At 55.7% G+C, this 14,875-nt stretch carries 15 protein-coding genes and 1 other annotated feature; of the genes, 11 read left to right on the top strand and 4 right to left on the bottom strand.

The genetic code is table 11. The annotated features are described in order from the left end of the window. Positions 1 to 327: 327 nt before the first annotated feature. Positions 328 to 579 (top strand): YciN family protein, encoded by a 252-nt coding sequence (locus ACTJI7_RS13045; protein ID WP_003856804.1) that lies wholly within the window; start codon positions 328 to 330, stop codon positions 577 to 579. A 34-nt stretch (positions 580 to 613) separates the two neighbouring features. Here the strand turns inward: ACTJI7_RS13045 and sohB are convergent, their stop codons facing one another. Then, complete coding sequence (gene sohB / locus ACTJI7_RS13040; protein ID WP_041909637.1) at positions 614 to 1,660, bottom strand: protease SohB; 1,047 nt, start codon at positions 1,658 to 1,660, stop codon at positions 614 to 616. A gap of 251 nt (positions 1,661 to 1,911) precedes the next feature. On the opposite strand from sohB, the gene ACTJI7_RS13035 reads away from it, so the two are divergent. Further along, complete coding sequence (locus ACTJI7_RS13035) at positions 1,912 to 2,673, top strand: YciK family oxidoreductase (RefSeq protein WP_192979169.1); 762 nt, start codon at positions 1,912 to 1,914, stop codon at positions 2,671 to 2,673. Continuing rightward, a complete protein-coding gene (cobO, locus tag ACTJI7_RS13030; protein WP_192979170.1) occupies positions 2,670 to 3,260 on the top strand; it encodes a cob(I)yrinic acid a,c-diamide adenosyltransferase in 591 nt (196 codons plus the stop codon). The genes ACTJI7_RS13035 and cobO overlap by 4 nt, the downstream gene beginning before the upstream one ends. Before the next feature lie 35 nt (positions 3,261 to 3,295). Here the strand turns inward: cobO and rluB are convergent, their stop codons facing one another. Beyond that, a complete protein-coding gene (gene rluB / locus ACTJI7_RS13025; RefSeq protein ID WP_028013408.1) occupies positions 3,296 to 4,171 on the bottom strand; it encodes a 23S rRNA pseudouridine(2605) synthase RluB in 876 nt (291 codons plus the stop codon). A 421-nt stretch (positions 4,172 to 4,592) separates the two neighbouring features. Here rluB and ACTJI7_RS13020 point away from each other — a divergent pair, with 421 nt between their 5' ends. Both ACTJI7_RS13020 and ACTJI7_RS13015 read left to right on the top strand, forming a co-directional pair. After that, a complete protein-coding gene (locus ACTJI7_RS13020; RefSeq protein WP_222563516.1) occupies positions 4,593 to 5,045 on the top strand; it encodes a PAAR domain-containing protein in 453 nt (150 codons plus the stop codon). Continuing rightward, on the top strand, positions 5,045 to 6,208 hold the full coding sequence (locus tag ACTJI7_RS13015) for a PAAR domain-containing protein (protein WP_063154372.1): 1,164 nt from the start codon (positions 5,045 to 5,047) through the stop codon (positions 6,206 to 6,208). The genes ACTJI7_RS13020 and ACTJI7_RS13015 overlap by 1 nt, the downstream gene beginning before the upstream one ends. A 343-nt stretch (positions 6,209 to 6,551) precedes the next feature. On the opposite strand, the gene ACTJI7_RS13010 is transcribed toward ACTJI7_RS13015, so the two are convergent. Next, positions 6,552 to 7,172: an L-threonylcarbamoyladenylate synthase gene (locus ACTJI7_RS13010; RefSeq protein ID WP_003856793.1), complete on the bottom strand. Its 621-nt coding sequence runs from the start codon at positions 7,170 to 7,172 to the stop codon at positions 6,552 to 6,554. Further along, positions 7,169 to 8,050, bottom strand: coding sequence for an RNase RNM (gene rnm / locus ACTJI7_RS13005; RefSeq protein WP_063154374.1), 882 nt, complete (start codon positions 8,048 to 8,050; stop codon positions 7,169 to 7,171). Before rnm ends, ACTJI7_RS13010 begins: the two co-directional genes overlap by 4 nt. Before the next feature lie 139 nt (positions 8,051 to 8,189). Here rnm and trpL point away from each other — a divergent pair, with 139 nt between their 5' ends. The 6 genes from trpL to trpA all read left to right on the top strand — a co-directional run bounded on the left by trpL (position 8,190) and on the right by trpA (position 14,862). Beyond that, a complete protein-coding gene (trpL, locus tag ACTJI7_RS13000) occupies positions 8,190 to 8,234 on the top strand; it encodes a trp operon leader peptide (protein WP_106993556.1) in 45 nt (14 codons plus the stop codon). Next, positions 8,211 to 8,304, top strand: a sequence feature (Trp leader region). Its footprint overlaps the gene before it by 24 nt. A gap of 25 nt (positions 8,305 to 8,329) precedes the next feature. Then, positions 8,330 to 9,892, top strand: coding sequence for an anthranilate synthase component 1 (locus tag ACTJI7_RS12995; protein ID WP_063942357.1), 1,563 nt, complete (start codon positions 8,330 to 8,332; stop codon positions 9,890 to 9,892). Beyond that, positions 9,892 to 11,487, top strand: a complete 1,596-nt coding sequence (trpD, locus tag ACTJI7_RS12990; protein ID WP_028013411.1) for a bifunctional anthranilate synthase glutamate amidotransferase component TrpG/anthranilate phosphoribosyltransferase TrpD — start codon at positions 9,892 to 9,894, stop codon at positions 11,485 to 11,487. The genes ACTJI7_RS12995 and trpD overlap by 1 nt, the downstream gene beginning before the upstream one ends. A gap of 3 nt (positions 11,488 to 11,490) precedes the next feature. Next, on the top strand, positions 11,491 to 12,849 hold the full coding sequence (gene trpCF / locus ACTJI7_RS12985) for a bifunctional indole-3-glycerol-phosphate synthase TrpC/phosphoribosylanthranilate isomerase TrpF (protein ID WP_192979173.1): 1,359 nt from the start codon (positions 11,491 to 11,493) through the stop codon (positions 12,847 to 12,849). Positions 12,850 to 12,859: 10 nt separating this feature from the next. Then, positions 12,860 to 14,053 carry a tryptophan synthase subunit beta gene (gene trpB / locus ACTJI7_RS12980; RefSeq protein WP_028013413.1) on the top strand — a complete coding sequence of 398 codons (1,194 nt, stop codon included), beginning with the start codon at positions 12,860 to 12,862 and terminating at the stop codon, positions 14,051 to 14,053. Then, the gene (trpA, locus tag ACTJI7_RS12975) at positions 14,053 to 14,862 is read left to right on the top strand and encodes a tryptophan synthase subunit alpha (protein ID WP_440669399.1); all 810 of its coding nucleotides are present in this window, start codon (positions 14,053 to 14,055) and stop codon (positions 14,860 to 14,862) included. The genes trpB and trpA overlap by 1 nt, the downstream gene beginning before the upstream one ends. Positions 14,863 to 14,875 lie beyond the last annotated feature (13 nt).

Here is a 14,875-nt window from a genome sequence, read left to right as displayed (position 1 = left end):
AATGATATTGCGACTGCGTCAGGGGATATCAACCCCTATGTCTTACCGAACGTCAGAATGGCGACATCCAGGTCATTGAGTTTTCGGGTATTTTTTTCACATCTCGTATAATTCGTGACGAATTCCCGGTCGAATGTCAAGCAATTCTGTTGCCAGAATGACGAAAGCGCACACTCTACCTGATAAAATTCGTTACGCAACTTTATTAGCATGCAAAAACAAATCCCGCCAACCTGCCCTCTGCATCTTATCCCCTCACATTACAGGGAAAATTTGCCCCCAAAGCGCCCCCGGCGTAGACTATTGTCACTGTTTAAGGAGTGGATTATGCAGAATACGACCCAACCCATTGACCGAGCCTCTCTGCTTATCGAAGCAAACAAGCTTATTCGTGACCATGAAGATACGCTGGCAGGCATTGAAGCCACCGGCGTTGAGCAACGTAATGGCGTGCTGGTTTTCAGCGGCGAATACTTCCTTGACGAGCAGGGGTTACCGACCCCGAAAAGCACTGCCGTGTTTAATATGTTTAAATACCTGGCGCATACGCTTTCAGAGAAATATCACCTGGTCGATTAATGCAAAACGCGAGGCATATGCCTCGCGTTTTTGTTTACAGCAGCGGTTTTTGTCCGCGCTGTAGCCAGCGAAGCAGCAGGCGGTCCGCGCTTTCCGCCGCACTGTTGGTAAAGCGGTCCATCAGCCGTTTGCGCTGTGTAAAGCGCACGCCTACCAGTTCCCTGCCTTCCATCAGGTTGAGCAGCAGGTCATCACTGGTACCTACTTCATCCACCAGCCCTTTTTCCTGCGCCTGGATGCCGTACCAGTGCTCACCGGTCGCCACCTGTTCAATATCCAGCGTTGGGCGCATGCGATGTACGAAGTCTTTAAAGAGATGGTGAGTTTCATTCAGATCTTCACGGAATTTTTGGCGCCCCTCTTCCGTGTTTTCCCCCAGCAGCGTCAGGGTGCGTTTGTACTGACCCGCCGTGTGAAGTTCGATATCAATCTCTTTATTTTTCAGGAAGCGGTTAAAGTTAGGGATCTGTGCGACCACGCCAATGGAACCTATGATGGAAAACGGCGCCGCAACGATTTTGTCCGCCACGCAGGCCATCATATAGCCGCCGCTCGCCGCGACTTTATCTACCGCCACGGTAAGTGGGATCTGCTTCTCGCGCAGGCGCTGCAGCTGTGAGGCGGCCAGCCCGTAACCGTGTACCACCCCGCCCGGGCTCTCAAGACGCACCACCACCTGATCCTGCGGCGTTGCCACGGCCAGAACCGCAGTCACCTCTTCGCGCAGCGAAGCGACTTCATGCGCATCCATGCTGCCTTTAAAATCGAGCACATAGACGCGGGGTTTTGCGTCGCCCTGCGGCGTCGCGAGCTTTGCCTTCGCCTTCGCGGCTTTGGCTTCCTGCTTGTGTTTTTTCTTCTGGGCTTTCAGCCACAGCTTCTGCTGATGGCTATCGAGCAGCGAGAGGGACATCTCTTCCTGCATCTCTTTATACTGCTCGCTCAGGCGGGTGATGCGTAACTCCCCACGCTGACGCTTGCGCTGCGTCAGGTTGACAATCAGAACGGCAACCACGGCAATGGCAATCACCACCGTCGCGATTTTGGCCAAAAACAACCCATATTGAGAAAGTAATTCCACGCGTTCCACCTTGATTTAACCACGAATCTTTCACGGCAGTGTACAACAGCCCTGCCCCTGCGTCTCGCCCGTGACATTACCTCTGCGAGCCGTCTTCAGGAATCCCCGCGCTGCGGTTTAAATATTTGCAAATTGTTAATTTTGCAGCAATGCGTCCTGTAGACTGATTGAATTCTCACGCTAATTCGGGCATAAAGCCGAAAAGTCATTATGAAGGCGTGATTGAGACACCGTGCGCCTGAGGAGTCACCGTGCATTATCAACCGCAAAAAAACCTGCTGCAGAACCGAATCATTCTTGTCACCGGCGCCAGCGATGGTATTGGTCGCGAAGCGGCCCTGACGTACGCTGAATATGGCGCAAGCGTAATTCTGATTGGGCGCAACGAAGAAAAGCTCAAAGGGGTCGCTCAGGAAATTGAGGCCGCAGGCGGGACATCTGCCCCCTGGTACACGCTCGATTTGCTGACATGCACCCCAGCGCTCTGCCAGGAGCTTGCTCACCGTATCAGTACCCACTACCCACGTCTTGACGGCGTACTGCACAACGCCGGTTTGTTAGGTGAAGTGCGTCCGATGGATGAACAGGATCCTGAAATCTGGCAGCAGGTGATGCAGGTTAACGTTAACGGTACTTTTTTCCTCACGCAGGCCTTGCTTCCTTTATTACTCAAATCCGAGTCTGGATCTCTGGTCTTCACCTCTTCCAGCGTAGGCCGCGAGGGACGCGCAAACTGGGGAGCTTATGCTGTCTCAAAATTCGCGACCGAGGGCATGATGCAGGTGCTGGCGGATGAGTATCAGAGCCGCCATCTGCGCGTAAACTGCATTAATCCGGGGGGTACGCGCACCAGCATGCGCGCCAGCGCGTTCCCGACGGAAGATCCGCTGAAGCTGAAAACCCCGGCAGACATTATGCCGCTCTATCTCTGGCTGATGGGCGACGACAGCCGCCGCAAAACCGGAATGACCTTTGATGCCCAGCCGGGCCGCAAACCGGGAATTTCGCAATGAGTGAAGAACGTCATCAGCAGCGACAGCAGCGTCTGAAGGAACAGGTTGACGCGCGCGTCGCGGCAGCCCAGAACGAGCGAGGGATCGTCATCGTTTTTACCGGCAACGGTAAAGGCAAAACTACTGCCGCGTTTGGCACTGCTACGCGCGCCGTCGGCCACGGGCAAAAAGTGGGGGTCATCCAGTTTATCAAAGGGGAATGGCCCAACGGTGAGCGTAATTTGCTTGAACCTCACGGCGTTGAGTTTCAGGTGATGGCGACCGGGTTTACGTGGGATACGCAGAACCGGGAAACCGATACTGCAGCCTGTCTGGCCGTCTGGGAGCACGCTAAAAGAATGCTGGCCGATCCCTCGCTGAATATGGTGCTGCTGGATGAGATCACCTATATGGTCGCCTACGACTACCTGCCGCTGGAGGAGGTGCTGGATGCACTGAAGAGCCGCCCTGCGCACCAGACGGTTATCGTTACAGGTCGTGGGTGTCATCGTGAGATTCTGGAGCTGGCAGATACCGTCAGCGAGCTGCGTCCGGTCAAGCATGCGTTTGATGCAGGCATCAAAGCACAAATTGGCATTGATTACTAAAGAAAAAGCCCGGTGAGTTCACCGGGCTTTTTCAATTAACCGTTGTTATTCCGGCTGCCAGAGCGACGATTGCTGTTCACCTGGCTGTGGCGTTTAACCGCACGACGGATCTGATTCGCCTTCATACGACGACGATCTTTCTCCACCGCCACTTTAGAGGTGGTTTCCGGCGTCAGGCCAACCAGCTCGCGCAGGTAGTTAGTCTGGGTAAGATCCAGCTCGGTATAACCACCGCGCGGCAGACCTTTCGGCAGCAGAATGTCGCCGTAGCGAACGCGGATCAGGCGGCTAACCTGCACGCCTACCGCTTCCCACAGACGACGCACCTCGCGGTTACGGCCTTCGGTCAGGGTCACGTTGTACCACTGGTTAATCCCTTCACCACCGGTAAATTTGATGGTTTTGAACGCCGCAGGGCCGTCTTCCAGCTGCACGCCACGCGACAGATCGCGCAGTTTATTTTCGTCGACCTGGCCGAAGACGCGAACGGCGTATTCACGCTCAACTTCACGGCTTGGGTGCATCAGACGGTTTGCCAGTTCACCATCGGTGGTGAACAGCAGCAGACCGCAGGTGTTCACGTCCAGACGCCCCACCGCAATCCAGCGGGCGCCGCGCAGTTTTGGCAGACGGTCAAACACCGTTGGACGACCTTCCGGGTCGTTGCGCGTACACAGCTCGCCTTCCGGCTTGTAATACGCCAGCACGCGGCAGATCTGTTCCGCGGACTCTTTCACGGAGATAAGATGACCGTCAATGCGGATCTTGAGCCCCGGTACGATTTCTACGCGGTCACCCAGCGTGGCGATTTTACCGTCCACACTCACGCGGCCCGCTTCTATAATGGCTTCGATTTCACGGCGTGAGCCGTGGCCGGCACGCGCCAGCACTTTCTGTAACTTCTCGCTCATTGAGCTTCCTCAGGTGTCGCCTTCACAGGCGTCTGGTGTACTTTCTAAAACAATGAGTTAGCGCCAAAAATAACTTAACTCACTGATATGTAAATCTTTCAGGGTACACAGCATGGCAAACAATCTGTCACACATATGATTCGTGGGCGCACATACTACACTAACTTTAGACAAAATGATTCAACAAGTTTTGTGCATCTGAGTCTAGGTACTGACAGCCAAATACAAGCGAAAGTGATTATGGGCCAGATCCGCCCATACACCCCATTCGTTCAGAATGGGACAAAGGACAGTTAGGAGTTCAAAAGGAAGATTCTGGGTTACGGAACACAGTTTTGCTTAAGCCTAATACTTGTTGTGCATGTGGTTATTGTTTGTAAAATGACCGCTGTAATTATTTCTATAATAAGCAAAGGGACTTATGCAGCAATATAGTAATGAGATCACGCCTGGATTCCGAGATTCCACCTCTCTGCCACCCTACGATGAAGATTTCTTAGCGAGCTATGACAGCAAGACACGCGAACAATTTGAAGATTTTAACAAGCATGTTAGTCGCCCAGTAACGTATATTTTTCGATTCACTGTTGTGGGAATCGTTACCCGCAATGCTTCGGGAGGCAGTACGGATGGAGGGGAAAGGATGGCACGAGTTGGAGATAAAGTTGTCTACGCTGAGGGCAGTGAAGCCACTATTATTTCCTGTGCAGGTGGAGTGCGTATTATGCAGGGCGCATCTGCGACCCTGGTTGGAAGTATGCTTGATAATGGCGACGAAATAATCTCAACCCTACAATCCGGCAACAGACTGCTTTTCCGTGAAGGCGACACATTCCAGAAAGAATTCTTAACGATGCTAGGGAGTAAGCACTAATGGCAGGTAAAGGTTATTTTTTGTTCAGGGGTGATAAGACGGTATGCGGCGGTCGGATTATTGAAGGATGGAGTGATCACCAGTTTTTCGGCAAAGACATGGCCTGTGAAGGCCATCAAGTAACCTGTGGTAAACATCCTGGTCGTTACCGTATCTGTGGCGGTCTTGATACTGACAATATACATGGTAAAAGGATTGCCGGAACGCTGCACAGCTATAGCTCCTGCCCCTGCAAATCGAAATTCGTTCCATCAAACTGGGATGATGATTACGAACTTGGTGGCGAAGCAACAGTAACCCATACCGATCTAGCTCACCTCGTCGAGATGCCTGTACTCCCTGGGCCGATTGAGTCAGAACCGGAACAACACGCCCAGACCGCGAAGAAGCAAAACAGCTTTGCTGGCACCTGCAAACCCGAAGATAACCCGTTATTGAACGGCGTTTACATCTGGACTGAAATCACCGATGCAGGACACGCTTTCGTTTCGGTACATGAAAATAACTCGATCTACGTTTACACCTACGGGCGCTTTGGTAGGAAAGGCCCCGCTACATTAACGGGTGATGGGATTCTTAACTTCCTAACTGGCGATGATGCTTGTCTTTACTACCGCGAAGAACTCTACAAATACCAAGCGAGAGTATTCCTGATCGATGATGTCACACCTGAGGAAACCCGCAGAATTTTTGAATCTCTATGGAACTCCGGTAAAAAACCAGTTTTCACGGATGCGATGGGAGATCGTACCAAACGACGCGGCAAGGTGATTGACGTTTACGATCTGACTGGCAGCAACTGCACAACTCACACTGTGCAAATGATCAAAGAAGCAGGGACTAAAATCTTCGATACCAGTTTTACATCAACAACAACGCAACTTCGTATCAAAAATGAAGAAGATTTCACTATCCCCGTATCTTTACAACGTTATTTGACTGAGAAGAGTGGCGCTCTGTCCTCAATGAACGTTTTGGAGGTAACCAGCGCGTTTAAAGAACAGTATCCGAACATCGAACACTTCAGACCAATCTCTGAAAGCTTCACAGGGCAAGTGGAAGAAGGGCTTGCTAACAGTGCATCAGCGGTTGGATCATCTTCGGGTTATTCTGGTGGCACAATTGGCGGCGTTTTAGGTGGTTCGTATGACATTGACGAATAGAGCAAAGACTATTCTTCGATGGGGAGGCATTTCTTTAGTATTCGCCATCTACTCTATCGCCTTGATGATACCAGTGCTTGATTTTGGGCTAACTCGGAAATACAACGCACCCCCTTTAACAGATGAGATGGAAGCCCGTTTATGTGAGGCGATCATAGATGACTTATCGCGTTCAGTGGATAACCTCCTAATCACAGCATTTTACGGGAGTGCTATCTGCCTTGTTTTGGTCTTGCTCATCTTTAAGAAAGTAAGATGACCGGCAAAGGCTGGAGATGACAGACAAAGGCTGGAGAAATCCAGCCTCCGCTCTTTCCTTAATTTCAGGCATTAAACACCTTATTTACAAGAAAGGCTTTACGTCACCCACCCCTTCACGAATCACTTCCGGTGCATCCTCGGTTAAATCGACCACCGTAGTCGGCTGCTGGCCGAGATAACCACCGTGAATAATCAGCTCCACCACCTTCTCCAGACGATCTTTTATCTCCTCCGGATCGGACTCGGTAAACTCGCTACCCGGCAGCATCAGCGAGGTGGAGAGCATCGGCTCGCCGAGGGTTTCCAGCAGCGCCTGGGCAATCGGGTTCGACGGCACGCGCATGCCGATAGTTTTGCGCTTTTCCTGCAGCAGGCGACGCGGCACCTCCTTCGTCCCTTTCAGGATGAACGTGTAGTTGCCCGGCGTATTGTTCTTAATCAGGCGAAACGCCACGTTATCAACATACGCATAGGTCGACAGCTCAGAGAGGTCGCGACACATCAGGGTAAAGTTATGGCCGTCCGGCAGCTGACGAATACGGCAAATGCGTTCCATCGCTCCTTTATCTTCAATTTTACAGCCCAGCGCGTAGCCGGAATCGGTCGGGTAGACTATCACGCCGCCTTTGCGGACGATCTCCACGGCCTGGTTAATCAGACGTGGCTGCGGATTGTCCGGATGGATATAGAAAAACTGACTCATACTTCCCTCTCTTCAATTTGCTGCGGCTGCTCCCAGAGCTGCCAGACCGGCTCAACGCCAGCGGGTAGCCAGAGCTTGCGTCCCAGCTCGATCCACGCGCAGGGCTGGTGGAAATCAGAGCCCTGTGACCCTAGCAGGCCAAACTGGCGGGCGTAAGTCGCGAGCTGCGCGCGCTCGTTGGGCGCCTGCTGACACTGGGCGACTTCCATCGCCTCGCCACCGCATTCGGCAAAGTGCGCCAGCAGCCGTTTCAGCCATTTAGCAGAAAGATTATACCGTCCCGGATGGGCCAGCACGGCCTTACCGCCAGAATGATGAATGACATCAATAGCTTGTTTTATTGTACACCACTGTGGCGGAACGTATCCGGTTTTCCCGCGCGCCAGATACTTTTTAAAGACATCCGCCATGGTCGTCGCTTTGCCCGCTTCAACCAGAAAGCGGGCGAAATGACCGCGGGTGACCGCCCCGCCGTTCGCCAGCTTTTGCGCACCTTCCAGCGCGCCCGGAATATGCGCCTTCTCCAGACGCTCGCCGATCATCTCCGCGCGCTGGTTGCGGCGCGTTTTTTGTTCTTGCAAAAAGGCAAGAAGTGCCGGATGTTCTATATCAAGGTTCAGGCCAACGATGTGAATCTCATGGTTTTCCCAGACGGTCGAGATCTCGACGCCGGGCACCAGATTCAGCGCCAGCCCGCTGCGGGCGATCTCGGCGCGCGCCGCCGGAATGGCGTCGGTGGTATCGTGATCGGTTATCGCCAGCGTGCCGACACGCATTTCAACCGCGCGATGAACCAGGGCTTCGGGTGTCAGCAGGCCATCAGAGGCCTGAGTATGGCTGTGTAAATCATAAATAATCGCGTAGGTGGTATCGCTCAAAGCACTTCCCATAACAGGTTGGAGACATCCGAAAACGCCATGATACCGACTTAACGTGAAATTCTGAAATCAAGGGTTGACAATACGCCATCGAACTAGTTAACTAGTACGCAAGTTCACACGAGAAAGGTATCTGAAAATGACAGCACATTTCACTCTGCACGGTTGGTGGCGCACTTCCTGATCTTCGGGCAGTGTCACGCATCTGCGAAATGCAAACAGATACCCGCCCGCTACCCAGCGGGCTTTTTTTTGAACAGAATAAATGAGAATCACAACATGCAAACAGCCAAACCTCATCTCGAACTGTTGACCTGCGAGGCGGTCTATCGCCACAACCCGACCGCGCTGTTTCATCAGGTGTGCGGCGCGCGTCCGGCGACGCTGCTGCTGGAGTCTGCGGATATCGACAGCAAGGACGATTTGAAAAGCCTGCTGCTGGTCGACAGCGCGCTGCGCATTACCGCGTTAGGTGACACCGTCACCATTAAGGCGCTCTCTGATAATGGCGCATCGCTGCTGCCGCTGCTGGATGCGGCTCTGCCCGCGGGCATCGACAATGAACGTCACCCGGACCTGCGAATTCTGCATTTCCCGCCGGTAAGCCAGCTGCTCGACGAAGATGCGCGCCTCTGCTCGCTGTCCGTGTTCGATGCCTTCCGCCTGCTGCAAAATCTTGTCACCGTGCCGGAAGATGAGCGCGAAGCAATGTTCTTCGGCGGGCTGTTTGCTTACGACCTGGTCGCCGGTTTTGAAGATTTGCCGGAAACCGAGCAGGGCAACCGCTGCCCGGACTACTGTTTCTACCTGGCCGAAACCCTGTTGGTGATCGACCATCAGAAAAAATATACCCGCATCCAGGCAAGCCTGTTCACGCCCTCTGCGTCTGAGAAAAACCGCCTTGAGCATCGCATCGCCCAGCTCCGGCAGCAGATGACGGAAGCGCCGCCTGCGCTGCCGGTACAGCACGTGGAAAAAATGACATGCGACGTTAACCAGACCGACGATCAATACGGGGCCGTGGTTCGCCAGATGCAAAAGGCTATTCGCGCCGGGGAGATTTTCCAGGTTGTGCCGTCCCGCCGTTTCTCGCTGCCCTGCCCGTCACCGCTGGCGGCTTATGACGTGCTGAAGAAGAGCAACCCGAGCCCATATATGTTCTTTATGCAGGACAATGATTTCACGCTGTTTGGCGCCTCGCCGGAAAGCTCGCTGAAGTACGACGCCACCAGCCGCCAGATTGAGATCTACCCGATTGCGGGCACCCGTCCGCGTGGCCGTCGTGCCGATGGCTCGCTGGACCGCGATCTGGACAGCCGCATCGAACTGGAAATGCGAACCGACCACAAGGAGCTCTCCGAACACCTGATGCTGGTTGACCTGGCGCGTAACGACCTGGCGCGCATTTGCACCCCGGGCAGCCGCTACGTGGCAGACCTGACCAAAGTTGACCGTTACTCCTTCGTGATGCACCTGGTCTCCCGCGTGGTGGGTGAACTGCGCAGCGACCTCGACGTGCTGCACGCCTACCGCGCCTGCATGAATATGGGCACCCTGAGCGGCGCACCGAAGGTACGCGCCATGCAGCTTATCGCCGAAGCGGAAGGACGTCGGCGCGGGAGCTACGGCGGCGCGGTAGGTTACTTCACCGCCCACGGCGACCTTGATACCTGCATCGTGATCCGCTCCGCCTACGTCGAAGACGGTATTGCCACCGTTCAGGCCGGCGCCGGGATTGTTCTTGACTCTGTTCCGCAGTCTGAAGCTGACGAAACCCGCAGTAAAGCACGCGCGGTATTGCGCGCCATCGCTACCGCACACCACGCACAGGAGATTTTCTGATGGCTGACATTCTGCTGCTCGATAACATCGACTCCTTTACCTATAACCTGGCAGATCAGCTGCGTGCGAATGGTCACAACGTCGTTATCTACCGCAACCACGTTCCTGCTCAGACCCTGATTGACCGTCTGGCGACCATGCAAAACCCGGTGCTGATGCTCTCCCCGGGGCCGGGCGCGCCGAGCGAAGCGGGCTGTATGCCCGAACTGCTGACCCGCATGCGCGGCAAGCTGCCGATTATCGGTATCTGCCTTGGTCACCAGGCAATCGTGGAAGCCTACGGCGGTTACGTCGGCCAGGCGGGCGAGATCCTGCACGGTAAAGCCTCCAGCATTGAACATGACGGCCAGGCAATGTTTGCCGGGCTGCCGAATCCGCTCCCGGTCGCGCGCTATCATTCGCTGGTCGGCAGCAACATTCCGGCCGGGCTGACCATCAACGCCTCGTTTGAAGGGATGGTGATGGCGGTACGCCACGATGCGGATCGCGTCTGCGGGATGCAGTTCCACCCGGAATCTATTTTGACCTCCAATGGCGCCCGCCTGCTGGAGCAGACCCTTGACTGGGCGTTACAGAAGCTGGAGCAGACCAACACCCTGCAGCCGATTCTGGAAAAACTGTATCAGGCCCAGACCCTGAGCCAGCAGGAGAGCCACCAGCTTTTTTCTGCCGTGGTGCGCGGCGAGCTGAAGCCTGAGCAGCTGGCCGCTGCGCTGGTGAGCATGAAAGTGCGCGGCGAAAGCCCGCAGGAGATCGCCGGTGCGGCCACCGCGCTGCTGGAAAATGCCGCCCCGTTCCCGCGTCCGGACTATCAGTTTGCGGATATCGTCGGGACCGGTGGCGACGGCAGCAACAGCATCAATATTTCGACCGCCAGCGCCTTTGTGGCGGCGGCCTGCGGCCTGAAGGTGGCCAAGCACGGTAACCGCAGCGTCTCCAGCCGTTCAGGCTCGTCCGATCTGCTGGCCGCGTTTGGCATCAATCTGGAGATGAATGCCGAGCGTTCGCGTGAAGCGCTGGACGATTTGGGCGTTTGCTTCCTGTTTGCGCCGAAATATCACACCGGTTTCCGCCACGCGATGCCGGTTCGCCAGCAGCTTAAAACCCGGACGCTGTTTAACGTGCTCGGCCCGCTGATCAACCCGGCCCATCCGCCGCTGGCATTAATTGGCGTTTACAGCCCTGAGCTGGTCCTGCCGATTGCCGAGACGCTGCGCGTGCTGGGTTACAAACGCGCCGCCGTGGTGCACAGCGGCGGAATGGATGAAGTTTCGCTGCATGCGCCGACGCTGGTGGCCGAGCTTAACGATGGTGAAGTACTCAGCTATCAGCTTGAGGCGTCTGATTTCGGCTTAACGCCGTACCATCAGGAAGCGCTGGCAGGCGGTACGCCGGAAGAAAACCGTGACATTCTGACGCGCTTACTACAAGGTAAAGGTGAGGCCGCTCATGAGGCCGCCGTGGCTGCCAACGTCGCCATGCTGATGCGTTTGCACGGTGAGGAAGACCTGAAGGCCAATGCTCAAAAAGTTCTGGATGTACTGCGCTCCGGTGCAGCTTACGATCGCGTTACCGCACTTGCGGCAAGAGGGTAAAGAATGCAGACCGTTTTAGCGAAAATCGTTGCCGATAAGGCCATCTGGGTGGAAGCACGCAAAGCAGAGCAGCCGCTTGCCAGTTTCCAGAATGACGTCGTCCCGAGCAGCCGTCGTTTCTATGACGCCCTGCAGGGTGCACGTACCGCCTTTATTCTGGAGTGCAAAAAGGCCTCTCCCTCAAAAGGCGTTATTCGTGACGATTTCGACCCGGCGCGTATCGCCGGTATTTATAAGCATCATGCGTCGGCAATCTCCGTGCTAACGGATGAGAAATATTTCCAGGGCAGCTTCGATTTTCTGCCGATCGTCAGCGGCATCGCACCGCAGCCGATCCTGTGCAAAGACTTTATTATCGACTCGTATCAGATCTGGCTGGCGCGTTTCTACCAGGCCGATGCCTGCCTGCTGATGCTCTCGGTACTGGACGACGAACAGTATCGCCAGCTTGCTGCCGTGGCGCACAGCCTGAAAATGGGCGTGCTGACCGAAGTGAGTAACGAAGAAGAGCTTGAGCGCGCCATCGCGCTGGAAGCCAAAGTGGTCGGCATCAACAACCGCGATCTTCGCGACTTGTCGATTGACCTGAACCGTACCCGCCAGCTGGCGCCGCGTCTGGGTGCGGGCGTCACGGTGATCAGCGAGTCCGGCATTAACAGCTACGCCCAGGTGCGCGAGCTGAGCCACTTCGCCAACGGTTTCCTGATTGGCTCCGCCATGATGGAACATGACGACCTCAATGCGGCTGTGCGTCGCGTGCTGCTGGGTGAAAACAAAGTCTGCGGCCTGACCCGCGAACAGGATGCGCTGGCCGCGTATGAGGCTGGAGCAATCTATGGCGGTTTAATCTTCGTCGACACCTCTCCTCGTGCAGTCAATGAGGAACAGGCCCGCAAGGTAATCGCGGCGGCCCCGCTGAGCTATGTTGGCGTGTTCCGCAATGCGGATGTCGCGGACGTTGTGGCAAAAGCCGACGCGTTATCCCTGCGTGCCGTTCAGCTTCATGGAGATGAAGATCAGGCGTACATCAATGCCCTGCGCGACGCGCTGGCACCGCAGGTTCAAATCTGGAAAGCACAAAGCGTGGGCACCACCCTGCCCGCACGTAATCTTCACCACGTTGACAAATACGTGCTCGACAACGGCCAGGGCGGCACCGGACAACGTTTTGACTGGTCGCTGCTGAACGGCGAAAAGCTGGACAACGTCCTGCTGGCGGGCGGACTAAGCCCGGATAACTGTGTGGAAGCCGCGAAAACCGGCTGCGCAGGCCTCGATTTCAATTCAGGCGTAGAGTCGCAACCGGGTATCAAAGATGCCAGCAAGCTGGCCTCGGTGTTTAAAACTCTGCGTGCATATTAAGGAAGAGAAGATGACGACATTACTTAACCCGTATTTTGGTGAATTCGGCGGGATGTACGTTCCGCAAATCCTGATGCCCGCGCTGCGCCAGCTGGAAGAAGCGTTCGTGAGCGCGCAGAAAGATCCTGCGTTTCAGGCGGAGTTTACCGACCTGCTGAAAAACTACGCCGGGCGTCCAACCGCGCTGACCAAATGCCGCAACCTGACCGAAGGCACCAAAACCACGCTGTATCTTAAGCGTGAAGATCTGCTGCACGGCGGCGCGCATAAAACTAACCAGGTGCTGGGCCAGGCGCTGCTCGCGAAGCGTATGGGTAAAACCGAAATCATCGCCGAAACCGGCGCGGGCCAGCACGGCGTGGCTTCTGCGCTCGCCAGCGCCCTGCTCGGCCTGAAGTGCCGCATCTATATGGGTGCTAAAGACGTTGAGCGTCAGTCGCCGAACGTGTTCCGTATGCGCCTGATGGGTGCGGAAGTGATCCCGGTGCACAGCGGTTCTGCGACGCTGAAAGATGCCTGTAACGAAGCGCTGCGCGACTGGTCCGGCAGCTACGAAACCGCGCACTATATGCTCGGCACCGCGGCAGGTCCTCACCCGTTCCCGACCATCGTGCGCGAATTCCAGCGCATGATCGGTGAAGAGACCAAAGCGCAGATCCTTGAAAAAGAGGGTCGCCTGCCGGATGCAGTCATTGCCTGCGTCGGCGGCGGGTCTAACGCCATCGGCATGTTTGCCGATTTTATCGACGAAACCCGCGTAGGGCTGATTGGCGTCGAGCCTGCCGGTCATGGGATTGAAACTGGCGAGCACGGCGCGCCGCTGAAGCATGGCCGCGTGGGGATCTACTTCGGCATGAAAGCCCCGATGATGCAGACCGATGAAGGGCAGATTGAAGAGTCTTACTCAATTTCTGCCGGACTGGACTTCCCGTCCGTTGGTCCACAGCACGCGTTCCTGAACAGCACGGGGCGCGCGGACTATGTCTCCATTACCGATGACGAAGCGCTGGAAGCCTTCAAAACGCTGTGCCGCAGCGAAGGGATCATCCCGGCGCTGGAGTCTTCTCACGCGCTGGCGCACGCGCTGAAAATGATGAAAGAGAACCCGGAAAAAGAGCAACTGCTGGTGGTGAACCTTTCCGGTCGCGGTGACAAAGATATCTTCACCGTCCACGATATTTTGAAAGCACGAGGGGAAATCTGATGGAACGCTACGATAACGTATTTGCTGAACTGAAATCCCGCCAGGAAGGCGCGTTCGTCCCCTTCGTTACGCTGGGCGACCCCGGCCCTGAGCAGTCTCTGAAGATTATCGACGCCCTGATTGAAGCCGGCGCCGACGCGCTGGAGCTGGGTATTCCGTTCTCCGATCCGCTGGCGGATGGCCCGACCATCCAGAACGCCACCCTGCGCGCCTTTGCGGCAGGCGTGACCCCAACCCAGTGCTTTGAAATGCTGGCGGCGATCCGCCAGAAGCACCCGACCATTCCGATTGGTCTGCTGATGTACGCCAACCTGGTGTTCAACCGTGGTGTTGACGAGTTCTATGCAGAATGCGCGCGCGTAGGTGTCGACTCGGTCCTGGTAGCAGACGTGCCCGTGGAAGAGTCCGCGCCGTTCCGCCAGGCTGCGATGCGTCACAATGTCGCCCCTATTTTCATCTGTCCGCCAAACGCCGATGATGAACTGCTGCGCCAGATAGCCTCTTACGGGCGCGGGTATACCTATCTGCTTTCGCGCGCGGGCGTGACCGGCGCCGAAAATAAAGCTGCACTGCCGCTGCATCATCTGGTGGAAAAGCTGGCCGAGTACCATGCCGCGCCGCCGCTGCAGGGCTTCGGGATCTCCTCTCCGGATCAGGTCACCGCGGCAATTGAGGCGAAGGCGGCGGGTGCCATCTCCGGCTCCGCGATTGTGAAGAGCATCGAGAAGAACGTGGACAAGCCCGAGCAGATGCTGGCCGAGCTGAAGGCGTTTGTGACCGCAATGAAAGCAGCGACGCGTAAAGCATAATCCCTCCACCGTC

The sequence above is a fragment of the Enterobacter sp. 22499 genome (assembly GCF_052044815.1).
Taxonomy (GTDB): Bacteria; Pseudomonadota; Gammaproteobacteria; order Enterobacterales; family Enterobacteriaceae; genus Enterobacter; species Enterobacter bugandensis.
This window is presented reverse-complemented; position numbering and strand designations above follow the sequence as displayed.